Annotated in this window: 22 protein-coding genes; 15 read left to right on the top strand and 7 right to left on the bottom strand. The window is 71.6% G+C overall.

All coding sequences use genetic code 11. The features are described from left to right. The first annotated feature begins 297 nt into the window (after positions 1–297). From dnaK to SM611_RS16320, 7 genes are all read left to right on the top strand, one after another. The gene (gene dnaK, locus SM611_RS16350; RefSeq protein WP_371950393.1) at positions 298–2,157 is read left to right on the top strand and encodes a molecular chaperone DnaK; all 1,860 of its coding nucleotides are present in this window, start codon (positions 298–300) and stop codon (positions 2,155–2,157) included. Beyond that, the gene (gene grpE, locus SM611_RS16345) at positions 2,154–2,801 is read left to right on the top strand and encodes a nucleotide exchange factor GrpE (protein WP_371950392.1); all 648 of its coding nucleotides are present in this window, start codon (positions 2,154–2,156) and stop codon (positions 2,799–2,801) included. The genes dnaK and grpE overlap by 4 nt, the downstream gene beginning before the upstream one ends. Positions 2,802–2,888: 87 nt before the next feature. Further along, positions 2,889–4,058, top strand: a complete 1,170-nt coding sequence (gene dnaJ / locus SM611_RS16340) for a molecular chaperone DnaJ (protein WP_371950391.1) — start codon at positions 2,889–2,891, stop codon at positions 4,056–4,058. A gap of 59 nt (positions 4,059–4,117) precedes the next feature. After that, on the top strand, positions 4,118–4,570 hold the full coding sequence (locus SM611_RS16335) for a heat shock protein transcriptional repressor HspR (RefSeq protein WP_371950390.1): 453 nt from the start codon (positions 4,118–4,120) through the stop codon (positions 4,568–4,570). A gap of 41 nt (positions 4,571–4,611) precedes the next feature. Beyond that, positions 4,612–7,209 carry an ATP-dependent chaperone ClpB gene (gene clpB, locus SM611_RS16330; RefSeq protein WP_371950389.1) on the top strand — a complete coding sequence of 866 codons (2,598 nt, stop codon included), beginning with the start codon at positions 4,612–4,614 and terminating at the stop codon, positions 7,207–7,209. Between the two features lie 230 nt (positions 7,210–7,439). After that, positions 7,440–8,219, top strand: a complete 780-nt coding sequence (locus tag SM611_RS16325; protein ID WP_371950388.1) for a lytic polysaccharide monooxygenase — start codon at positions 7,440–7,442, stop codon at positions 8,217–8,219. Beyond that, positions 8,204–8,803, top strand: coding sequence for a DUF305 domain-containing protein (locus SM611_RS16320; RefSeq protein WP_371950387.1), 600 nt, complete (start codon positions 8,204–8,206; stop codon positions 8,801–8,803). Before SM611_RS16325 ends, SM611_RS16320 begins: the two co-directional genes overlap by 16 nt. 67 nt (positions 8,804–8,870) lie before the next feature. Here SM611_RS16320 and SM611_RS16315 read toward each other — a convergent pair whose 3' ends face one another. Genes SM611_RS16315 through SM611_RS16300 form a run of 4 tightly spaced genes read right to left on the bottom strand, consistent with a single transcriptional unit; the run spans position 8,871 to position 10,806 of the window. After that, positions 8,871–9,242 (bottom strand): hypothetical protein, encoded by a 372-nt coding sequence (locus SM611_RS16315; protein ID WP_371950386.1) that lies wholly within the window; start codon positions 9,240–9,242, stop codon positions 8,871–8,873. Between the two features lie 56 nt (positions 9,243–9,298). Continuing rightward, positions 9,299–9,745: a roadblock/LC7 domain-containing protein gene (locus SM611_RS16310; protein ID WP_371950385.1), complete on the bottom strand. Its 447-nt coding sequence runs from the start codon at positions 9,743–9,745 to the stop codon at positions 9,299–9,301. 28 nt (positions 9,746–9,773) lie between these two features. Beyond that, a complete protein-coding gene (locus tag SM611_RS16305; RefSeq protein WP_371950384.1) occupies positions 9,774–10,427 on the bottom strand; it encodes a hypothetical protein in 654 nt (217 codons plus the stop codon). 1 nt (position 10,428) lies between these two features. After that, positions 10,429–10,806, bottom strand: a complete 378-nt coding sequence (locus SM611_RS16300) for a hypothetical protein (protein ID WP_371950383.1) — start codon at positions 10,804–10,806, stop codon at positions 10,429–10,431. Positions 10,807–11,159: 353 nt separating this feature from the next. Between SM611_RS16300 and SM611_RS16295 the strand changes: the two genes are divergently transcribed. The 4 genes from SM611_RS16295 to SM611_RS16280 all read left to right on the top strand — a co-directional run bounded on the left by SM611_RS16295 (position 11,160) and on the right by SM611_RS16280 (position 16,453). Continuing rightward, positions 11,160–12,143 carry an NAD-dependent epimerase/dehydratase family protein gene (locus tag SM611_RS16295; protein WP_371950382.1) on the top strand — a complete coding sequence of 328 codons (984 nt, stop codon included), beginning with the start codon at positions 11,160–11,162 and terminating at the stop codon, positions 12,141–12,143. A 187-nt stretch (positions 12,144–12,330) separates the two neighbouring features. Next, a complete protein-coding gene (locus tag SM611_RS16290; RefSeq protein WP_371950381.1) occupies positions 12,331–13,953 on the top strand; it encodes a DUF7800 domain-containing protein in 1,623 nt (540 codons plus the stop codon). 380 nt (positions 13,954–14,333) lie between these two features. Then, positions 14,334–15,725 (top strand): NYN domain-containing protein, encoded by a 1,392-nt coding sequence (locus tag SM611_RS16285; RefSeq protein WP_371950380.1) that lies wholly within the window; start codon positions 14,334–14,336, stop codon positions 15,723–15,725. Positions 15,726–15,805: 80 nt separating this feature from the next. After that, positions 15,806–16,453 carry a tetratricopeptide repeat protein gene (locus tag SM611_RS16280; RefSeq protein ID WP_371950379.1) on the top strand — a complete coding sequence of 216 codons (648 nt, stop codon included), beginning with the start codon at positions 15,806–15,808 and terminating at the stop codon, positions 16,451–16,453. A 331-nt stretch (positions 16,454–16,784) separates the two neighbouring features. Here the strand turns inward: SM611_RS16280 and SM611_RS16275 are convergent, their stop codons facing one another. Then, a complete protein-coding gene (locus SM611_RS16275) occupies positions 16,785–17,309 on the bottom strand; it encodes an alpha/beta fold hydrolase (RefSeq protein WP_371950378.1) in 525 nt (174 codons plus the stop codon). Between the two features lie 57 nt (positions 17,310–17,366). On the opposite strand from SM611_RS16275, the gene pyrE reads away from it, so the two are divergent. Further along, positions 17,367–17,903 (top strand): orotate phosphoribosyltransferase, encoded by a 537-nt coding sequence (pyrE, locus tag SM611_RS16270; RefSeq protein ID WP_371950377.1) that lies wholly within the window; start codon positions 17,367–17,369, stop codon positions 17,901–17,903. On the opposite strand, the gene SM611_RS16265 is transcribed toward pyrE, so the two are convergent. Both SM611_RS16265 and SM611_RS16260 read right to left on the bottom strand, forming a co-directional pair. Beyond that, positions 17,900–18,310 carry a RodZ domain-containing protein gene (locus SM611_RS16265; RefSeq protein WP_371950376.1) on the bottom strand — a complete coding sequence of 137 codons (411 nt, stop codon included), beginning with the start codon at positions 18,308–18,310 and terminating at the stop codon, positions 17,900–17,902. The genes pyrE and SM611_RS16265 overlap by 4 nt on opposite strands. A 72-nt stretch (positions 18,311–18,382) precedes the next feature. Next, complete coding sequence (locus SM611_RS16260; protein ID WP_371950375.1) at positions 18,383–19,108, bottom strand: DedA family protein; 726 nt, start codon at positions 19,106–19,108, stop codon at positions 18,383–18,385. A gap of 171 nt (positions 19,109–19,279) precedes the next feature. On the opposite strand from SM611_RS16260, the gene fbaA reads away from it, so the two are divergent. From fbaA to SM611_RS16245, 3 genes are all read left to right on the top strand, one after another. Continuing rightward, a complete protein-coding gene (gene fbaA, locus SM611_RS16255; RefSeq protein ID WP_371950374.1) occupies positions 19,280–20,302 on the top strand; it encodes a class II fructose-bisphosphate aldolase in 1,023 nt (340 codons plus the stop codon). Between the two features lie 75 nt (positions 20,303–20,377). Continuing rightward, the gene (locus tag SM611_RS16250) at positions 20,378–20,827 is read left to right on the top strand and encodes a winged helix-turn-helix transcriptional regulator (RefSeq protein WP_371950373.1); all 450 of its coding nucleotides are present in this window, start codon (positions 20,378–20,380) and stop codon (positions 20,825–20,827) included. Positions 20,828–20,875: 48 nt separating this feature from the next. Beyond that, positions 20,876–21,406, top strand: a complete 531-nt coding sequence (locus tag SM611_RS16245) for a GNAT family N-acetyltransferase (protein WP_371950372.1) — start codon at positions 20,876–20,878, stop codon at positions 21,404–21,406. Positions 21,407–21,449 lie beyond the last annotated feature (43 nt).

Here is a 21,449-nt window from a genome sequence, read left to right as displayed (position 1 = left end):
CGGCGTTCCGAGGGGGTCGTGCGGACGAGGCGGTGCGTCCTCCTGGCGGGGGACGGCGGCGGGAGGCCCTCCTCCGTCCGGCCGAACTCCGACCGGATGGAGCCGATGCCGGGAACCGGAATAGGTGGCTCAATCGTCCTGTTGTAGAGGTCGTCAGCAAAGTTGAGTGAGGTTGACTCAAGTGATTTGACAAGAAGGTCGATCTCAGGGCAACCTTGCAGACGGAGACGACGAACCGGCCGCGCCCTGGGGGCGACCGGGGCTGCGATAACACCGGAAACGACGGAGGACGAGAACATGGCACGTGCGGTCGGCATCGACCTCGGGACGACCAACTCGGTCGTCGCGATTCTGGAGGGCGGCGAGCCCACCGTCATCGCCAACGCGGAGGGGTCGCGGACCACGCCGTCCGTCGTCGCCTTCGCCAAGAACGGCGAGGTTCTGGTCGGCGAGGTCGCCAAGCGCCAGGCGGTGACCAACGTGGACCGCACCATCCGGTCGGTCAAGCGCGAGATGGGCACCGACTGGAAGACCAAGATCGACGACAAGGACTTCAACCCGCAGCAGATCAGCGCGTTCGTGCTGCAGAAGCTGAAGCGGGACGCCGAGTCCTACCTGGGCGAGACCGTCACCGACGCGGTGATCACGGTCCCCGCCTACTTCTCCGACCACCAGCGGCAGGCCACCAAGGAGGCCGGCCAGATCGCGGGCCTGAACGTCCTGCGCATCATCAACGAGCCGACCTCGGCGGCGCTGGCGTACCACCTGGAGAAGGAGAACGAGGCCACCATCCTGGTCTTCGACCTCGGCGGCGGCACGTTCGACGTGTCCCTCCTGGAGGTCGGCGACGGCGTGGTCGAGGTGAAGGCCACCAGCGGTGACAACCACCTGGGCGGCGACGACTGGGACAACAAGGTCGTCGACTGGCTGGTCGAGAAGTTCAAGAACGCCAACGGCGTCGACCTGTCCAAGGACAAGATGGCGCTGCAGCGGCTGCGCGAGGCCGCGGAGAAGGCGAAGATCGAGCTGTCCGGCTCGTCCGAGACGCAGATCAACCTGCCCTACATCACCGCGTCCAGCGAGGGCCCGCTGCACCTGGACGAGAAGCTCACCCGGGGCGAGTTCCAGCGGATGACCTCCGACCTCCTCGACCGGACCAAGGCGCCGTTCCACTCGGTGCTGAAGGACGCCGGCATCACCGTCGACAAGATCGACCAGGTCGTCCTGGTCGGCGGCTCGACCCGGATGCCCGCCGTGTCGGACCTGGTGAAGGAGCTGACCGGCGGCAAGGAGCCGAACAAGGGCGTCAACCCCGACGAGGTCGTCGCGATCGGCGCCAGCCTCCAGGCCGGCGTGCTGAAGGGCGAGGTCAAGGACGTCCTGCTGCTGGACGTGACCCCGCTCAGCCTCGGCATCGAGACCAAGGGCGGCATCTTCACCAAGATCATCGAGCGGAACACGACGATCCCGACCAAGCGGTCGGAGACGTTCACCACCGCCGACGACAACCAGCCGTCCGTGGAGATCCAGGTCTACCAGGGCGAGCGCGAGATCGCCGCGTACAACAAGAAGCTCGGCACCTTCCAGCTCACCGGTCTGCCGCCGGCGCCGCGCGGCGTCCCGCAGATCGAGGTCACCTTCGACATCGACGCGAACGGCATCGTGAACGTCAGCGCGAAGGACCAGGGCACCGGCCGCGAGCAGTCGATGGTCATCACCGGAGGCAGCGCGCTGCCGAAGGAGGACATCGAGAAGATGATGCGCGACGCCGAGGACTACGCCGAGGAGGACCGCAAGCGCAAGGAGGAGGCCGACGTCCGCAACCAGGCCGACACCCTCGCGTACTCGACCGAGAAGTTCCTGCGGGAGAACGACGAGAAGGTCCCCGCGGAGCTGAAGACCGAGGTGAACGACGCGGTCGCCGAGGTGAAGAAGGCCCTGGAGGGCACCGACGTCGACGCCATCAAGGGCAGCGCCGAGAAGCTCGCGCAGGTCTCCCAGAAGATGGGCGCGGCGATGTACGCGCAGAACCCCGAGGGCGCGCAGGCCGGCGCCGAGGACCACGGTCCCACGGCCGACGCCCAGGGCCCGCAGGACGACGAGGTCGTCGACGCCGAGATCGTGGACGAGGACAAGCCGAAGGGTGATGCATCGTGACGTCCTCCCCTGACGAGGGCGAGGAGAAGGAGGGCCCGGTGATCCGCGACAAGCGGCGCATCGATCCCGAGACAGGGGAGGTCCGGGCGTCGGCGGCGGAGTCGCCGGCCCCGGAGGCCCCGGCGAACGGGGGCGCCGACCAGACCGGCGGGGCCGCCGACGAGGAGGTGTCCGCGCTGAAGACGCAGCTGTCGGAGCGCCTCGCCGACCTCCAGCGCCTGAAGGCCGAATACGACAACTACCGCAGGCGGGTCGAGCGGGACCGGGTCGCGGTCCGCGAGCAGGCTCTCGGGCAGGTGCTGTCCGAACTGCTCCCGGTGCTGGACGACATCGGCCGCGCCCGTGACCACGACGAGCTCACCGGCGGGTTCAAGTCCGTCGCGGAGAGCCTGGAGGCGGTCACCGGCAAGCTCGGCCTGGAGCGGTACGGCGAGAAGGGCGAGCCCTTCGACCCGACCGTGCACGAGGCGCTCATGCACTCGCTCTCGGCGGAGGTGACCGAGACGAGCGTGGTGGACGTCCTCCAGCCCGGCTACCGCATCGGCGAGCGGATCCTGCGGCCCGCGCGCGTCGCGGTGGCCGACCCGGACCCGGACGCCGACGCCGGTGAGGCGGACGGCGAGCCGGGCGACGACGGCGAATGAGCCCCGCGGGGCCCGTCCCGAGCGGCGGGCCCCGGCCGGGGGCGTGGACGACATGTGGCAAGTGGCGATAGCAGAAGGCGGGGCGCCGTGAGCACCAAGGACTACCTGGAGAAGGACTACTACAAGGTCCTCGGTGTCGCGAAGACGGCCTCGCAGGAGGAGATCAAGAAGTCCTACCGGAAGCTGGCGCGCAAGTACCACCCGGACGCCAACAAGGGCGACTCCGACGCCGAGGACCGCTTCAAGGAGGTCTCCGAGGCCTACGACGTGCTGTCCGACGCGAAGCGCCGCAAGGAGTACGACGCCGTCCGGTCGATGCCGGGCGGGTTCCGCGGCCAGCAGGGCGGCGGCGGCTTCGGGTTCGACCTCGGCGACCTGTTCGGCCAGCCCGGCGGCGGGACGCAGACGGGCGGCGCCGGTGAGCGCATCGGCGACCTGTTCGGCGGCCTGTTCGGCCGGGGCGGCGGCACCCGCACGACGGGCACGCGGCGCGCGCGGCGCGGCGCGGACGTCGAGACCGAGGTGACGCTGTCGTTCGGGCGCGCGATGAACGGCGTGACCGTCCCGATCAAGCTGACCAGCGAGGCGGCGTGCGACAGCTGCCGCGGGACGGGCGCGAAGGCCGGCACGGTGCCGCGGGTGTGCCCGAACTGCGAGGGCACCGGGCACGAGACCCGCAACCTCGGCAACTTCGGCTTCCAGGAGCCGTGCAAGGAGTGCCGCGGCCGGGGCCTAGTCGTCGACGACCCGTGCCCGGTCTGCCACGGCAGCGGCCGCGCGACCGGCACCCGGACGATCCAGGCCCGCATCCCGGCGGGCGTCGCGGACGGGCAGAAGATCCGGCTGAAGGGCAAGGGCGCGCCCGGCGAGAACGGCGGCCCGGCCGGCGACCTGTACGTGCACATCAAGGTGCTCCCGCACGCGGTGTTCGGCCGCAGCGGCGACAACCTGACGCTGACCGTCCCGGTCACGTTCCCGGAGGCGGCGCTCGGCGGCGAGATCAGGGTGCCGACGTTCCAGGGGCAGCCCGTCACGCTGAAGCTGCCGGAGGGCACGCCCAACGGCCGCAAGTTCCGGGTGAAGGGCCGCGGCGCGACCCGGCGGGACGGGACGAAGGGCGACCTGCTCGTGACCGTCGACGTGCACGTCCCGCGGAAGCTCGACGAGCAGTCCCGCGAGGCGCTGGCCAAGCTCCGTGAGTCGGGCGGCGGCGAGGACCTCCGCACCGAGCTCCTCCAGCAGGCCAGACAGGAGTGAAGGCATGACGCCCACACGCGGCGCGGCGTGCTCCCGGGCGCGGGCGAACGGAGTGAGCCATGAGCGCTGACCCCTTCGGCGATGACACCCCGGTCTATGTGATCTCGGTGGCGGCGCAGCTGTCCGGGCTGCATCCGCAGACGCTGCGGACGTACGACCGGATGGGGCTGGTGTGCCCGGGCCGGACGGCGGGCCGGGGCCGCCGCTACTCGATGCGCGACATCGTGATGCTCCGCGAGATCCAGCGGCTCTCGCAGGAGGAGGGCATCAACCTGTCCGGGATCAAGCACATCCTGGAGTTGCAGCGCGACAACGTGCGGCTCCGCGAGGAGCTCGCGAAGGCGCACGCCGCGCTGGAGGATCTCGCCAACGAACTCGAGTCGACCCGGTCCGTGGCGGCGCGGCTGGCACAGCAGCGGCGGCACGGGGAGCCGACCGGCACCCCCGGCGCCGACCTGGTGCCCATCAGGCACACCAGCGTCGTCGTCTGGCACGAGCGCAACACCGACTAGTCCGCAACTCACTAAGCACAGCACTTTCACGGGGACGGGACATGGACTACAAGCTGACGCAGAAGAGCCAGGAGGCGGTGTCGGTCGCGGTCCGCAGGGCGGCGGCCGAGGGGCACCCCGAGGTCGAGCCGCAGCACCTGCTGGCGGCGCTGATCGCGCTGCCGGACGGGACGGCGGTGCCGCTGCTGGAGGCGGTCGGCGCCGACTGGCAGGCGATCCGGCGGCGGGCCGAGGAGCAGCTCGCCGCGAAGCCGAGGGCGCAGGGGTCGACGGTGTCGTCCCCGCGGTTGGCCGCGCAGCTCCAGCGGTCGATCAACACGGCGGCGAACCGGGCGCAGCAGCTGGAGGACGAGTACGTCTCGACCGAGCACCTGCTGGTCGGGCTCGCCGCGGACGGCGGCCCGGCGGCGGGCCTGCTGAAGGAGTTCGGCGCGACGCCGCAGGCGCTGCTGGACGCGTTCGAGAAGGTGCGCGGCCACGCCCGCGTCACCAGCGAGAACCCCGAGGGCACCTACCAGTCGCTGGAGAAGTACGGCGTCGACCTGACGGCGGCGGCCCGCGACGGGCGGCTCGACCCGGTCATCGGCCGCGACGCGGAGATCCGCCGGGTCGTGCAGGTGCTGTCGCGCCGGACGAAGAACAACCCGGTGCTCATCGGCGAGCCCGGCGTCGGCAAGACCGCGGTCGTGGAGGGCCTGGCGCAGCGCATCATCGCGGGCGACGTGCCCGAGTCGCTGCGCGGCAAGAAGCTCGTCTCGCTGGACCTCGGCGCGATGGTCGCGGGCGCGAAGTACCGCGGCGAGTTCGAGGAGCGGCTGAAGGCCGTCCTGAACGAGATCAAGGAGTCCGAGGGGCAGATCGTCACGTTCATCGACGAGCTGCACACCGTCGTCGGGGCGGGCGCGGCCGAGGGCGCGATGGACGCCGGCAACATGCTGAAGCCGATGCTGGCGCGCGGCGAGCTGCGCATGATCGGCGCGACGACGCTGGACGAGTACCGCGAGCGCATCGAGAAGGACGCCGCGCTGGAGCGCCGCTTCCAGCAGGTGTTCGTCGGCGAGCCCACGGTCGAGGACTCGATCGCGATCCTGCGCGGGCTGAAGGGCCGCTACGAGGCGCACCACAAGGTGCAGATCAACGACTCGGCGCTGGTCGCCGCGGCGACGCTGTCGGACCGCTACATCACCTCCCGGTACCTGCCGGACAAGGCGATCGACCTGGTGGACGAGGCCGCGTCCCGGCTGCGCATGGAGATCGACTCCCGTCCGGTGGAGATCGACGAGCTGCAGCGCTCGGTGGACCGGCTGAAGATGGAGGAGCTGAACCTCGCCAAGGAGACCGACGAGGCGTCCCGGCAGCGGCTCGACCGGCTGCGCGCGGACCTCGCCGACAAGCAGGAGCACCTCACCGGCCTCGTCGCCCGCTGGGACAAGGAGAAGGCGAGCCTGAACCGGGTCGGCGAGATCAAGGAGACGATCGACCAGCTGCGCGGCGAGGCGGAGCGCGCCCAGCGCGACGGCGACCTGGAGACGTCCGCGCGGCTCACCTACGGCGAGATCCCGGCGCTGGAGAAGCAGCTGGAGGAGGCGTCGGAGGCGGCCGAGAACCGCGACGCGATGGTCAAGGAGGAGGTCGGCCCGGACGACGTCGCCGACGTGGTCGCGTCCTGGACGGGCATCCCGGCGGGCCGGCTCCTCGAAGGCGAGACGGCGAAGCTGCTCCGCATGGAGGACGAGCTGGGCAGGCGCCTGATCGGGCAGGAGGCCGCGGTCCGCACGGTGTCGGACGCGGTGCGCCGCGCCCGCGCGGGCATCTCCGACCCGGACCGCCCGACCGGCTCGTTCCTGTTCCTCGGCCCGACGGGCGTCGGCAAGACCGAGCTGGCGAAGGCGCTCGCGGAGTTCCTGTTCGACGACGAGCGGGCGATGACCCGCATCGACATGAGCGAGTACTCCGAGAAGCACAGCGTCGCCCGGCTGGTCGGCGCGCCGCCCGGATACGTCGGCTACGAGGAGGGCGGGCAGCTCACCGAGGCCGTCCGGCGCCGCCCGTACTCGGCGGTCCTGCTGGACGAGGTGGAGAAGGCGCACCCCGAGGTCTTCGACATCCTGCTCCAGGTGCTGGACGACGGGCGGCTGACGGACGGCCAGGGCCGCACGGTCGACTTCCGCAACACGATCCTGATCCTGACGTCCAACATCGGGTCGCAGTTCCTCGTCGACCCGGCGCTGGAGAACGGGGCGAAGCGGGAGGCGGTGTGGAACGCCGTCCGGAACTCGTTCAAGCCGGAGTTCCTCAACCGCCTGGACGACGTGATCCTGTTCGACGCGCTGTCGACGGACGAGCTGACCCGCATCGTGGACCTGCAGGTCGACACGCTCGCCGCCCGGCTCGCGGACCGGCAGCTGACGCTGGAGGTCACGCCGGCGGCCCGCGAGTGGCTGGCGCTGACCGGCTACGACCCGCTGTACGGGGCGCGCCCGCTGCGCCGCCTCGTGCAGACGGCGATCGGCGACCAGCTCGCCCGCGAGCTGCTCTCCGGTGAGGTCCGCGACGGCGACGAGGTCGTCGTCGACCTGGACGAGGCCGCCGACCGGCTGACGGTCGAGCCGAAGAGCGGACTCAGCCTCACGAAGTGACCGGGCCCCACGAAGTGACCGGGCCCCACGGGGTCCTGCGGGCCGGCGCCACAGCGCGCCGGCCCGTTCTCGTTTCCCCAGCGTGCCGCGCCGGCGAGGGCCTCCGGAGACGCCTTCACGGTCCCTTCGAGGATTATTAAAGTTTCTTTAGGGATATTGCCGCTAGCGTCCCACGGCATTGCGGCGCACCGAAATCCGGTGGCCGCGGTCGACCGTTGGGAGTGTTCTCCATGCGCAGGTCCGTCGCCTACCCCCTCGCCGCCGCGGCGGCCGTCGCGGCGCCCGTGCTCGTCGCCGCCCCCGCCTCGGCGCACGGCTATGTCTCCGCGCCCCCGAGCCGGCAGGCGCTGTGCGCGACGGGCGCCGTCCCCGACTGCGGCCCCATCCGGTTCGAGCCGCAGAGCGTCGAGGGGCCGAAGGGGCTGAAGAGCTGCGACGGCGGCCTCGGCCAGTTCGCCGTCCTGGCCGACGAGAGCCGCGACTGGCCGGCCGCGTCCGTCGGCACGACCGTCCCGTTCCGGTGGGTGTTCACCGCGCGGCACCGCACGTCCAACTGGGAGTACTTCGTCGACGGGACCAAGGTCGCGACGGTCGACGGCGGGAACCGGCAGCCGGACGCGGTCGTGACGCACGACATCGACCTCGGCGCGTTCCCCGGGAAGCACACCGTCCTCGCGGTGTGGAACATCGGCGACACCCCGAACGCGTTCTACAGCTGCATCGACCTCACCATCGGCGGCGGTGGAGGCGGTGGCGGCTCGCAGCCGGCGCCGGAACCCAGCGCGCCGCCCACCACCCGTCCGACGACCCCGGCGCCCGCGCCCGGCGGGGGCGCTCCGGCGCCGACCGGGGAGCCCGCGGCCGGCGGGACGTGGAAGGCGGGCGTGACGTACAAGACGGGCGACGTCGTGACCTTCGACGGCGCGCGGTTCCGCTGCCGCCAGGGCCACACGGCCCTCCAGGGCTGGGAGCCGTCGCAGTTCACGCTGGCCCTGTGGCTGCCGCTGTGAGCGCCCGGCGCCGTGCCGTCCTGCTGACCGCCCTCGCCGTGCCCCTCCTGCCGGCGGCGTGCAGCGCCGAGCCGGCGGAGACGAAGCCGGCGAGCGCCGCGTCCAGCGCCCCGTCCGCCGGCTACAACGACCAGGACGTGGTGTTCCTGCAGATGATGGTGGCCCATCACCGGCAGGGCCTGCAGCTGGCGCGCACGGCCGCCGAACGCGCCCCGCGCAAGGAGGTGCGGACCCTCGCGGCGGCCGTCGACGCGACGCAGACGGAGGAGCTGAAGCTCATGACGACGTGGCTCGGCACGTGGTCGAAGCCGGCGACGTCCGAGGCGGCGGCGAAGACGCACCTGCACCACGGCGCCGCGCCCGCCACCGGCGCCAAAGAGATCAGCGCCCTGCGGAAGACGAAGGGCGCCGGGTTCGAGCCCGCGTTCCTCAACCTGTTCATCGGCCATCAGGGCAGCGCGGTGGAGATGGCGCGGACGGAGCAGAGCAAGGGCGCCAGCCCCGACGCGAAGGCGTTCGCCGACCGCGTCGTGGATTCCCGGACCGCCGAGATCAAGCAGATGCTGATCCTGCTCAACAGCTGACCGCCCCGCCGACGGCGGCGGCCCGTCCCCCGTGTGCGCACCGGTGGACGGGCCGCCCGCCGCGGGCTCACACCTCCAGGTTCTCCTCGATGTCGCGGAGGCGGTGCCGGGCCAGGGCCAGGTTCGCGCGGCCCCGGTCGAGGGCCATGTAGAGGAAGAGGCCCTTGCCCTTGCGCCCGGTCACCGGGCGGATGACGTGGTACTGGCTGGAGATGCTGATGAGGATGTCCTCGATCTCCTCCTTGAGGCCGAGCTGCTCCATGGTGCGCAGCTTGGCCCGCACCACCTCGGTGTTCCCGGCGGCGGCGACCTGCAGGTCGAGGGCCTTGGAGCTGCCGAGCTGCCCGAGGGCCATGCCGCTGTTGTAGTCGACGACGGCGGCGCCGACGGCCCCGTCGATCGCCATCATGTCCTTCAGCGAGAGGTCGAGGTTGGACATGCGTATTCCCCTTCCGGTCTGTCGTTGCGTGCGGTGTCGTTGCGTACGGTTCGTCGTTACGTGCGGCGCGTGCCGGCGAGATGCGCGGCGATGGCACGGGCCGCCGGACGCGACTCCAGGTGGAGCCGCCCCACGTTCACGGTCGGCGCCGCGAGGACGGTGAGGGACGCGGTCGGGCCCGCCGCGTAGATGACCACGTAGCCGTCCACGCCGCGGATCACCACCTCGTGGAAGGCGCCGCCGTGCGCGGTCTGCGCGATCCGGTGCGCCAGCGACAGGCCCGTCGCCGTCACCGCCGCCATCCCGGACGGCTCGACGGAGTCGGGCAGGTCCCGCGCGATGAGCAGCCCGTCCGCCGACGCGACCAGGCTGCCGGTGAGCTGCGGGACGCGCGCCCGCAGCGTCCGCAGTTCCGCCGCCACCTCGGTCTCGGGGACCCGCGCCGCCGTCCCCGCCCCCGCTCGTTTCGCCACCTTCGCCAGCCTTTCGATCAGACGTCTCACGGGCCGCCCCCCGCGGCCCCGGGCACGGTCAACCGAGCTCCACCAGCGCCGTCCGGAGCCGGTCGAGCAGGGCGTGGTCGGGCGGCGCCCACTCGGCCGGGATCTCCGCCGGGGCCGCCGCCGGCGCGTCCGGCGGATCGGTCCGGACGAGCGAGGCCGCGGCCAGCCCGCGGACCGCGAGCAGGCAGCCGAACGCCGTCCGGCCGAGGTCGCGCGCCAGCCGCGCGGGGGTGCGGCGGCCGTCGGCGTTGAGCAGGATCTCCGCCTGGACGCCGGTCAGGATGACGCGCTGCCGCCGCACCCGCCGGACCGGCACGACGGGGGCCGCGTCGACCCGCCCGTCCGGCCAGGCCGCGTCGAGGCGGGCGCGGCGCCGGCGCTGCTCGTGCACGAGCGTCGCCACGGTGACACGCGTGGGGCGGCCTCTGCGCGGCCCCTCGGTGAACACCGGCTCGGCCGCCGAGCCGAGGAGGAAGTAGGCGGCGTCGAACATCGCGAGCAGCGCCGGCAGTTCCGGGTCGGGGCCGCCGGGCAGGTCGGCGGGACCGGGCGCGTGCCGGCTCTCGGCCCGGACGACGGCCCCGCGGTCGACGTGGAACGCTCCGTCGCCGCCGACGCGGAGCACGCCGGTGCGCTTTTCCCGCTCCAGCTCGCCGAGCACGCCGCAAATGTCGCCGTGCATGTCAGCCGTCCGCCATTTCTTGGACGAGGCCCTGCACGCGCAGCCGCGCGAGCGCCAGATTTCCGTTCTCGCGGTCGAGCAGTAAATGGACGAAAAGATGGCCGTCCATATCGGCTCCCGAGAGGGCCAACAGGTGGTACCCGTCCGCGCCGCAAACGATGATCTCCTCGATGTCGTCGCCCGCCGCGGTCGCGCTGAGCGCCGGCGACGCCAGCACCGCGCGCACCACGTCGGTCGCGCCGGCCGCGTCCTCGTGCTGGTCGACGAGGTCCTCCCGGCCCGCCGCCGCCACGGCGAGGCCGCTGGCGCAGTCCACCAGGGTCACCCGCTGGGCGCCCGGAATCGTCATCATCCGCGCAAGGCAGTCGTCAATGCGCACTCATTCCCCCACCGAATGAGAGTTGCAGGAACTCGACCATAGCCAGAACTTTGCGCCCCGCAACACCAAACAGTTAAAGCCCCACAAGAACGATCCTTCGGGGCATAAATACCACCCCGTATCCGAACCGGTCAGCGCGGTGACAGCGTCCGCGCACGCAGAATCGGCCCATCCCGGCCGCCCCATTCCGACCCACCCACAACCCCGGGCCGTACGGCGACGGCGCGGTTCAGCCGGACGACCGGGCGCGGCCGATTTCGACAGGCTCGGCGGAAGAATCTTGGGAGCGGGGCGATTACGCCAAGAGCGTGCAGACGTTCCGTACAGAACGTACAGAAGGCAGAGTTCTCGGCATGAGGCTTCTGATACTGGGCGGGACGGAGTTCGTCGGGCGCGCGATCACCCACGAGGCTCTCGCCCGCGGGTGGGACGTGACCGTCTTCCACAGGGGACGCCACGCGCCGCCCGAAGGGGTCGCCTCGCTGCACGGCGACCGGACGGCGGAAGGCGGCCTCAAGGCACTCGGTCACGGAGAGTGGGACGCGGTCGTCGACACCTGGTCGGCGGCTCCCTCGGCCGTGCGCGACGCCGCGCGACTGCTCGCAGGACGCGTCGGACGGTACGCCTATATCTCCAGCCGTTCCGTCTACCGGTTCCCCGCTCCGGGCGGGCTCGCGGAGGACGCCGACGTCGTGGACGGCTCCCCGGACGACGGCGATGTCGACTACGCGGCGGCCAAGCGCGGCGGTGAGCTGGCGGCGCTCGGCGCGTTCGGCGACGAGGCCCTGCTGGTGCGGGCGGGTCTCATCCTGGGCCCCGACGAGAACATCGGACGGCTGCCCTGGTGGTTGGGGCGCATCGCCAAGGGCGGCCCCGTTCTCGCGCCCGGCCCACGCGACGCGGGGTTGCAGTACATCGACGCCAGGGACCTCGCCATCTGGACGCTGGGTGCGGTCGAGCGCGGGCTCGGCGGCCCGTACAACCTGGTCAGCGAGCCCGGCCACACGACGATGAGCGAGCTGCTCGAGGCGTGCATCCACGTGACGGGGTCGAACGCCGACCTCGTCTGGACGGCCCCGGAAGCGATCCTCGAAGCGGGCATCGAACCGTGGACGGACCTTCCCGTCTGGCTCCCGCCCGGCGAGGCGTACGACACCATGCACCGCGCCAACGTCGACAAGGCCGTTTCCTCGGGGCTGCGATGCAGGCCCGTCCAGGAGACGGTCGCGGACACCTGGGAGTGGCTCCGGTCGATTGGCGGACAGGCGCCGCAACGCCCCGACCGTCCCGCGGTGGGGCTGGACGCCGGCAAGGAGGCCGAACTCCTGCGCGGCTGAACCAGCGAACGCATCTCCATCGCCATCGGCCGCACCACAACCCGACCCACCGGCCTCGAAACACTCGCCACCTGCCGACTCGGTAAGTGACGGGAGAACGGTCACGGTCCGATCGGTCCCCGGGCTCCCGGGGACCGATCGGGGCGGAGTGGACGCGGCGGGGTCCGGTCCGCTAGAGAGACCCTCTATGAGCGCATTGGTACTCGGGCCCCATCTCCGGCATGTGAGTCACCGCACCGCGACGATCTGGGTGGAGACCGAACGGCCCTGCGTAGTGCGGGTCGTCAGCGAGGAGCACGGTGTCGACGCGTCGGCCAGGACGTTCACCGCGCACGGCCACCACTACGCGCTCGTCGAGATCGACGGGCTCGCGCCGGGAGCCCGCGTCCCCTACCGGGTGCTGACCGACGGCGAGACCGTCTGGCCGGAGGACGACGGGTTCCCGCCGTCCCAGATCAGGACGCTCGGCGACCACGGGGAACTGCGCATCTCGTTCGGGTCCTGCCGCCGCTCCCCCGGCACCGTGGAGGAGTTCGGCCACGACGCGCTCTCCGCCTTCGCCGAGCGGCTGCGGACCGGCGGCGACGCGGTCGCCTGGCCGGACATCCTGCTCATGGTCGGCGACCAGGTGTACGCCGACGAGCTGAGCGACGAGATGCGCGCGTTCATCGGCGGACGGCGCGGGCCGGACGAGCCGCCCGCCGACGAGGCCGCCGACTTCGAGGACTACACGTTCCTCTACCAGCTCGCCTGGCACCGCGACCCGGCGGTGCGGTGGCTGCTGTCGACCGTCCCCACCTTCACGATCTTCGACGACCACGACATCCGGGACGACTGGAACACCTCCTACGCGTGGCGGACGGAGATGTGGGCGCAGCCCTGGTGGAGGGACCGCATCACCGGCGGGATCGGCTCGTACTGGATCTACCAGCACCTCGGGAACATGTCGCCGCAGGACCGCGCGTCCGATCCCCTCTTCGCGGCGCTGCGCGAGGCGTCCGACAGCACGGGCGACGCCGGCGCCGTCCTGGACGCGTTCGCGGAGAAGGCCGACAAGGACCCTGCCAGTACGCGCTGGAGCTACGCCCATGACTGGGGCGGCACCCGCCTGATCGTGGTGGACAGCCGGTGCTCTCGGCTCCTCACCCAGGACCGCCGCGGCATGCTCGACGACGAGGAGTTCGCGTGGCTGGACGGCCGGTGCCAGGGCGGCGTCGACCACCTCCTCATCGCGAGTTCTCTCCCCTACCTCCTCCCCATGGCGATCCACCACGCGGAGTCGTGGAACGAGGCCGTCGCCGAGGGAGCCTGGGGCAGGCGCGGCGCCGGGCTCGGCGAGAAGATCCGGCAGGCCGCCGACCTCGAGCACTGGGCCGCGTTCGAGCGCTCGTTCCGCGATGTGGCCGCTGACGTGGTCGCCGTCGGACGCGGCGAGCGCGGACCGGCGCCGGCGAGCATCTCGTTCCTGTCCGGCGACATCCACTACTCGTACCTGGCGCGGATCACCCGTCCGGGCACCGACTCGAAGATCTCCCAAGTCGTCTGCTCGCCGCTGCGCAACCCGCTGCAGGGCAAGTTCAAGTGGGCGAACCGCATCGCGTACTCGCGGGCGGCGGGCGTCCCGTTCCGGATGCTGGCGAAGCTCGCGAAGGTGCCCGTCCCGCCCATCCGGTGGCGCATGACCGAGGGCCCCTGGTTCCACAACGCCATCGCCACCGTCGAGATCGCCGGGCGCGATTGCAACGTGCGCTGGGAGACTCCGCACGAGGGCGGCGAACTCACCGAGATGGGCCGCGCCTCGATCACCTGACCGCCGCTCCGCGCGCCCGCGACCCGGGAAAAGGAAAACGCACCCGAAATGCATGACGGACAGTGGTCAAGCCACCACAATGAGCGAGGCCCTGAAAGGTTTCGGGTCGCGCCCAGATCCCGGAACTCAACTCGTGACCTGCCGCTTCCCGTAAAGATCATGCCGAAGCGCGGGGCAGGCCCGAAACGGCTGGTAGCGTCCGCCGCGGCTCCCAATTAGTGGTTACCGGGGAGTCGCCAACGGGCGGGTCGTCATGAAAGAGTGGCGAATCGCCGTATTGGCCTACTGGGCTGCAGGGCTTCACTACGCTATAAGCGCCCGGGGTCGCTACGTCTAGTGGGCACGCTGTGAGCTCCCGTGTTGAGGAAGGACGGTGCCGCATGGATCGCTGCGCGCTGTTCGTGGACGCCGGCTACCTGCTGGCGGACGGCGCCATGGCCGTGCACGGCACGCGCCACCGCGAAACTGTCTCGTGGGACTTCGGCGGGCTGCTGCAGCTCCTGGGCAACCTCGCGAGAGAACGCACCGGCCTCCCGCTGATGCGCTGCTACTGGTACGAGGCGACCATCGAGGGCCGCCGCGCGCCCGAGCACGACGCGCTCGCCGACCTGCCCGGCCTCAAACTGCGGCTCGGCCGGGTCCGGCCCGGCCGCCGGGAGGGCGTCGACAGCGAGATCCACCGCGACCTGATGACCCTGGCCCGCAACGGCGCGCTCGCCGACGCCGTCCTGGTCAGCGGCGACGAGGACCTCGCGCAGGTCGTCACCGACGCCCAGGACCTCGGCGTCCGCGTCACCGTCGTGCACGTCGCCGTCGACGGCAACTGGACGATCTCCCGCGTGCTGCGGCAGGAATGCGACGACCTCATCGAGATCGGCTCCGGCCACCTGCGCCCCTACGTCAACCTGCTCGCCGGCATGGACGGGACGTCCGGCTCCTCCCTCGCGGCGCCCGCCCCCGCACTCGGCTCCCCGCTCGGGGCGTCGTCCCTCGGCTCGTCCGGCTCCTCCCTCGGGACGAGCCCGCTGTCCAACGGGCACGGCACCTCCAACGGGCACGCGGCCTCCAACGGCCACGGCGGCTCGCTCGGCCCCCTGCAGCCCGCCGCGCACAACGGGCCGCCGCCCGCGTCCCCGGTCAGCGGGCCGCCGGCCCCGTCCGCGCCACCCGTCCGCGACCTCGGCCCCGCCATGACCGGCGGGCTGAACGGCGGCTCCGCCGGCGTCGGCACCGGCCCCATGCCGGTGCCCGGCGGAACCGGCGGCGGCCTCGCCGGATCGTCCTACGGCAGCGGCGGCCAGCAGGTCCCGCTCCAGCCCGCCACCACGTCCGGGCCCTCCCCGCTCCCCGGGCCGTCCGCGGCGCCGCCCATGCCGTCGCAGTCGCCGGGCCCCGGGCCGCAGTACGGCTCGTCGCCCATCCCGGCCCCGTCCCCGCCGCCGCCCCCCCAGACGATGCCGGCGCAGCACGGCCAGCCCAGCCCCTACACCGGGCCGCAGTCGTCGCCCGTCCCGGCGCAGAACACCCCGACCCTCTCGGACGCCGTCAAGGCCGCCCACCAGGAAGGCCAGGACTTCGGCGAGTCCGTCGCCCGGGACGCGCCCGCGCTGTGGCTGGAGGCCGTCCTCGCCCGCAAGCCGCGCATGCCGTCCGACCTGGAGGCGCGCCTCCTGCAGGGCTCCTCACTGCCGATCGACTTCCTGCTGCACGACGAGGTGCGGCACGCGCTGCGCCGCGGATTCTGGGACGCGCTCGAACGTTCCCGCAGGTGAGCTGACAGGTACGCGGCGGTATTCCACGATCATCGTTGATTCGCCCGCTTCGGCCGGGCGCCGCCGGGTAGCGTTGAAGCGTGACGCATGTGACGGAAGACGATCTCGACGACCTGGAGTTCGACACCCTGCGCACCGGCGATCACATCTCGGCGGCCCGCCGGCTGTCCGAGCTGGCCGAGTCGGTCTCCGGTGGGGTGTCACGCGCCAACGTCCTGCTCCGCGCCGGTGAGCAGTGGCAGCACGCCGGCGACCACGGCCGAGCCGCCGAGCTGTACCGCCGTGCCATGGAAGACGGCGGCGAGACCTACGGCGACCCGCGCGCCTACCTCGCCGACGCGCTCTTCGAACTGAACCGGGCCGACGAGGCCCGCACGCTCCTCGACCAGATCCGCGCCGACAGCCCCCGCGACCCCGAGGTGTACCGCGCCGTGGCGGAGGTCCTCTACGCCCAGGGCGACGCGACCGGCGCGCACGAATGGGCCACCAGCGGCGCCGACGTCGTCCTCGCCCTCCGCGACCGCGCCGTCGGCACCGGCATGGGCGGCGGCCCCGACGAGGCCCCCGCCCCCGACGCCGACTCCCTCACCCCGGGCCCCGACGACGTCGCCATCGCCGAGGACAGCCTCGAAGCCCTCCTCCGCCTCCGCTACCGCGCCCGCGTAGACCTGGGCCGCCGCGAAGACGACTACGACGCCCTCCTGGACGACCTCCTCAAGAACGCGTGATTGCCCAGGGGGCGACCCCCTGGAACCCCCGTTGCGACGCGCATGCCGTGTTTGCCCAGGGGGGCGACCCCCTGGAACCCCCGTCACGACGCAGGCGATCCTCACGCCGCCGTTGCGGTCTGTCGTGCCCGTTCTGACGTGCGCGGCGTCGCTGCGGTCGCCCGCGTCGACGGGCATGCCCGCTCCGGTCGCTGGCGCTCCCTCCGCGTGCCTGCCCGTGGGTGTCGCTTCTGTCTGTGCCGTGGCTCGGGTCGAGTCCAAGAGCGTCAGTCCTGACACGTCCAAGGAGGCTCTAGCGTCCGGTGCCCGGCGGGGGCGTGGTGCGGTGGGGCTAGAGGGCGGTGATCAGTTCGCTGAGGGATTGGGGGACGGTGGTGGGGGGCTTTTGTTCGGTCGTCTGCCAGCCGCGGAGGCGGGCTTCTCTGAGGGCCTCTTCGTGCTTGGACGGGGCCGCGGGGTCCGGATGGGTGCGGAGGTAGCCGCAGGGCGCCTCCGGCCAATCTGGGGCCATGGGGAGGGTGTTCTCGGGGGCGCCGTGGTCGTGCTGTCCGCGGCGCGGTAGGTCGGCGTCGACGAAGACGAAACCGGCCACGGGGCGGTGGGCCGCGCGTTGGGCCAGGGCTATGCCGGGCAGAAGGCGGCCGGCCGTGCCGTGGGCGACGAGGACGAGGGGCGCCACCGGGTCGGTCGCGGTGATGATCAGCGAGACGCGGGCGATGTAGCGGGGGCCGGTCTCGTCCGGGACGTCCGGCGCCACCACGTCCAGGCCGTACGAGCGCAGCATCTCGGGCAGATCGCCCCAGGAGGCCGCCGTGGCGCGGGGGGCGTGCAGCAGAACGACGGTCCCGGATGTCACCCACCGAACCTACACGGCGGTCCCGTGGCGGGGACGCGGGGTCAATAGGCTTCCACCGTGAGCGATCGTGATGAACTGCTGCAGCTGATCAAGGACAAGGCCGTCGTGCACGGGGACTTCGTGCTGTCCTCGGGGAAGCGGGCGTCCTGGTACGTGGATCTGCGCCGGGTCACGCTGGACGGGGCGGCGGCGCCGCTGGTGGGGCGGGTCATGCTGGACGAGACCGCCGACCTCGGCTACGACGCCGTGGGCGGGCTGACGCTGGGGGCCGACCCGGTGGCGACGGCGATGCTGCACGCGGCGGCGGCGCGGGGGCGGCGGCTGGACGCGTTCGTCGTCCGCAAGGAGGGCAAGGCGCACGGGCTGCAACGCCGCATCGAGGGGCCGGACGTCGCGGGCCGCCGCGTTCTCGCCGTCGAGGACACCTCGACGACGGGAGGTTCGGTCCTGACGGCGGTGGAGGCGCTGCGCGAGGCCGGGGCGGAGGTCGTGGCGGTCGCGACGATCCTGGAGCGTGGCGCGGCCGGACGGATCGCGGAGGAGGGGCTCGTGTACCGCCACCCCTACGACGCGGCGGATCTCCTCCTCGGTTAGCCCTTGGCCCTCACCAGCCACTCGCCGCGCTGGCCGGCGGGCTTCGCCGGCTGCACCTCGCCGTAGATGACGACCCTCAGGGAGCCGCCGTTGGTGGCGACGACCTGGAGGGGCGCCTGATCGTACTTGAGCGTGTCGCCGGTGTTGAGCTGGCCGTTGGTGAGCACCTTGCCGCCGGCGTCGGCGACCCGGACGACCACGGTCGTGGGCTGGCCGGTGACGCTGATGACGAGCGGCACCCGGGCCGCGGGCGTCGTCTTCTCGGTGCTGCTCGGGGACGCCTTGCCGCCGCCGTCGCCGTCACCGGAAGGCGAGGCGGCCGTCGACGGCCCCTTCTGTTCAGGTTCGCCCGTTACCGCGTTGATCAGTGCCATGCCGCCCACGACGAGGAGGGCCAAAGCGGCCATCACGGCCAATGCCGCGATCAGTATGCGCGCGAGACCCCTAGGGTCCGACCGATGACGTCCCACATGGGGAGGTTAGCGATAACTGTCACCGCTGAGCGACGGACGTGACTCTTCGGGACCATTCTTATTCGGACCACGGTCCGATTTACGCCCCTTGAGGACCTCCCGGATGATCGGGATGACCGACAGGACGAGGATGACCGCGACCCCCGGCAGGATGTACTTCTCGACGTCGGGAACCTCGGAGCCGAGGAAGTGGCCCAGCAGGAACAGGGCGTCCGTCCAGAGGATGCCGCCGATGGCGTTCCAGACGAAGAACTTCTTGGCGTCCATGCCCAGCATCCCGGCGAGCGGGTTGAGGAACGTGCGGACGATCGGGATGAACCGGGCCAGCACCACCGCCTTCGCGGGGCCGAACCGGTTGAAGTAGTACTCGGCCTTCTCCACCCACTCCTGCTTGAAGATGCGGGAGTCCGGCCGGTCGAACAGCTTCCGGCCGTATCTGGCGCCGAGCCAGTGCCCGAGCTGGGCGCCGGCGATCGCCGCGATGGGGCCGCCGACGAGCAGCCAGGGCAGCGACAGGGGCTGGAACGCCTGCCCGTTGACGGTCGACACCGCCGTGAGGATCCCCGCCGTGAACAGCAGCGAGTCGCCCGGGAGGATGCAGCCGAACAGCAGTCCGGTCTCCGCGAAGATGATGGCGAGCACGCCGATCGTCGCGAACGTGCCGAAGAGCTGCAGCCAGGCGGTCGGGTGCAGCCACTCGGTGATGCTTAGGGGAAGGCTCGTGAGATCCACACCGCGAGCGTACCTTTCAACCCACTCCCCGTAGGCGGGATACTGAGGGTGGACGGCATGCCCGACCCGGATAAGTGTGACCTGGGCCTCCACCTGGGTACGCGAACGTCCGGGTGCTACCGCCCGGCGGGACGGCCCGGCGGCACCGCTGCGTATGAAAGGACGCTGACAATGCCCATCGCAACGCCCGAGGTCTACGCGGAGATGCTCGACCGTGCGAAGCAGGACGGCTTCGCCTTCCCCGCGATCAACGTGACGTCCAGCCAGACGCTGAACGCCGCGCTGCGCGGGTTCGCGGAGGCCGAGAGCGACGGGATCGTGCAGGTGTCCACCGGAGGGGCCGAGTACCTGTCCGGTGCCACGGTGAAGGACATGGTCGTCGGCTCGACCGCGCTGGCCGAGTACGCCCGGGTGGTGGCCGCCAAGTACCCGGTGAACATCGCCCTGCACACCGACCACTGCCCGAAGGACAAGCTGGACGGCTTCATGCGTCCGCTGATCAAGATCTCCCAGGAGCGGGTGGCGCGCGGCGAGGAGCCGCTGTTCCAGTCGCACATGTGGGACGGGTCCGCCGTCGAGCTGCACGAGAACCTCGACATCGCCGCCGAGCTGCTCGACCAGTGCGCGAAGGCGCGGATCATCATGGAGATGGAGATCGGCGTCGTCGGCGGCGAGGAGGACGGCGTCGCCAACGAGATCAACGAGAAGCTCTACACGACGCCGGGCGACGCGATCGCGACCGCCGAGGCCGTCGGCGTGGGCGAGAAGGGCCGCTACATCCTCGCCGCGACGTTCGGCAACGTGCACGGCGTCTACAAGCCGGGCTCGGTCAAGCTGCGTCCGGAGGTGCTCAAGGAGATCCAGGACGCGGTCGGCGCCAAGTACGGCAAGGACAAGCCGTTCGACCTGGTCTTCCACGGCGGCTCCGGCTCGTCGCTGGAGGAGATCCGCGAGGCCGTCTCCTACGGCGTCGTGAAGATGAACATCGACACCGACACGCAGTACGCGTTCACCCGTCCGGTCGCGGAGCACATGTTCCGCAACTACGACGGCGTGCTGAAGGTCGACGGCGAGGTCGGCAACAAGAAGCAGTACGACCCGCGCTCGTGGGGCAAGGCCGCCGAGACCGCGATGGCGAACCGCGTCGTCGAGGCCGCCGAGAACCTGCAGTCGGCCGGCAAGAAGCTGAAGTAAAGAAGCCGCAACAACGGCCCCAGGGGACGCCCCTGGGGCCGCGTTGTTTGACGAAACTCGGATAGTGTCGGACATGTGGCACTACCCCGCACGTACGAGTCACAGAACTGCTCCATCGCCCGCTCGCTGGAGGTCGTCGGCGACCGCTGGACGATGCTGGTCATCCGCAGCGCCTTCCAGGGCGTGCGGCGCTTCGACGACTTCCAGGACGTCCTCGGCGTGGCCCGCAATGTCCTCACCGACCGGCTCAACCGGCTGTGCGACGAGGGCATCATGCGCCGCGTCCCGTACCAGCAGCGTCCGGAGCGCTACGAGTACCGCCTCACCCGCAAGGGCGTCGAACTGTGGCCGGCGGTCATGACCCTGATGATGTGGGGCGACCGCCACTACGCGCCCGAAGGGCCGCCGCTGATCATCGGCCACCGCGGCTGCGAGGGGACGCTGACCCCGGAGTTCACCTGCGACTCCTGCGGCGCGCGCCTCGGCCCGTCCGACGTGGCCCCCCGCCCCGGCCCGGCAGCCTGACCTTCTTATGGGTTGCTTCACACAACTTTCTGCGGTCCAATGAGTTGCATGACACAACTCGATGTGCGCAGCGCCGCCCGCATTGACACGACGCTCGACGACGTGCGGATCCGCCCGTACGGCATCACCGACGCGCCGCGCGTCCGGCGGATGTCGGACCACCTCTCGTCCGCGAGCCTCTACACGCGCTTCTTCTCCGGGACGCCCCGCATCCCCGACCACTACGTCGGCATGCTCGACCGCCTCGACCACTGGGACCGCGAGGCCATGGTCGGGCTCGACGGCGACGACCTCGCCGGCATCGCCGAATACGTCCGCGACGCCCGGCGGCCCTGGCGCGCGGACATCGCCGTCCTCATCACCGACCCCTGGCAGCACCGCGGCCTGGGCAGCATCCTGGTCGCCTATCTGGCCCAGCTGGCCGGACGGCGCGGCATCACCGAGTTCGGCGCGGACGTCATCCTCACCAACCGGGGAGGGCTCCAGTTCGTCCACCACGGCTGGCCGGACGTCCGCTCCACCCGTGACGGCGCCACAGCCCGCTTCACCCTGCCCCTTACCGAGGCAGCCCTCCGCTGACGATGCCGAGGCGTTTCGCCCCTGGGCGGGACCAGGCCAGACG

This window comes from Actinomadura monticuli (assembly GCF_041463655.1).
GTDB classification, from domain to species: domain Bacteria; phylum Actinomycetota; class Actinomycetes; order Streptosporangiales; family Streptosporangiaceae; genus Spirillospora; species Spirillospora monticuli.
The sequence above is the reverse complement of the archived record's forward strand: the minus strand, read 5'-3'. Positions and strand labels throughout refer to the sequence as shown.

Excerpts from the sequence above, each read along its gene's own strand:
- dnaK (WP_371950393.1), top strand. The coding sequence starts at position 298 with ATGGCACGTGCGGTCGGCATCGACCTCGGGACGACCAACTCGGTCGTC.
- SM611_RS16335 (WP_371950390.1), top strand. The coding sequence starts at position 4,118 with ATGAGCGCTGACCCCTTCGGCGATGACACCCCGGTCTATGTGATCTCG.
- clpB (WP_371950389.1), top strand. The coding sequence starts at position 4,612 with ATGGACTACAAGCTGACGCAGAAGAGCCAGGAGGCGGTGTCGGTCGCG.
- SM611_RS16325 (WP_371950388.1), top strand. The coding sequence starts at position 7,440 with ATGCGCAGGTCCGTCGCCTACCCCCTCGCCGCCGCGGCGGCCGTCGCG.
- SM611_RS16315 (WP_371950386.1), bottom strand. The coding sequence starts at position 9,242 with ATGTCCAACCTCGACCTCTCGCTGAAGGACATGATGGCGATCGACGGG.
- SM611_RS16305 (WP_371950384.1), bottom strand. The coding sequence starts at position 10,427 with ATGCACGGCGACATTTGCGGCGTGCTCGGCGAGCTGGAGCGGGAAAAG.
- SM611_RS16295 (WP_371950382.1), top strand. The coding sequence starts at position 11,160 with ATGAGGCTTCTGATACTGGGCGGGACGGAGTTCGTCGGGCGCGCGATC.
- SM611_RS16290 (WP_371950381.1), top strand. The coding sequence starts at position 12,331 with ATGAGCGCATTGGTACTCGGGCCCCATCTCCGGCATGTGAGTCACCGC.
- SM611_RS16285 (WP_371950380.1), top strand. The coding sequence starts at position 14,334 with ATGGATCGCTGCGCGCTGTTCGTGGACGCCGGCTACCTGCTGGCGGAC.
- SM611_RS16265 (WP_371950376.1), bottom strand. The coding sequence starts at position 18,310 with ATGGCCGCTTTGGCCCTCCTCGTCGTGGGCGGCATGGCACTGATCAAC.
- fbaA (WP_371950374.1), top strand. The coding sequence starts at position 19,280 with ATGCCCATCGCAACGCCCGAGGTCTACGCGGAGATGCTCGACCGTGCG.
- SM611_RS16245 (WP_371950372.1), top strand. The coding sequence starts at position 20,876 with ATGACACAACTCGATGTGCGCAGCGCCGCCCGCATTGACACGACGCTC.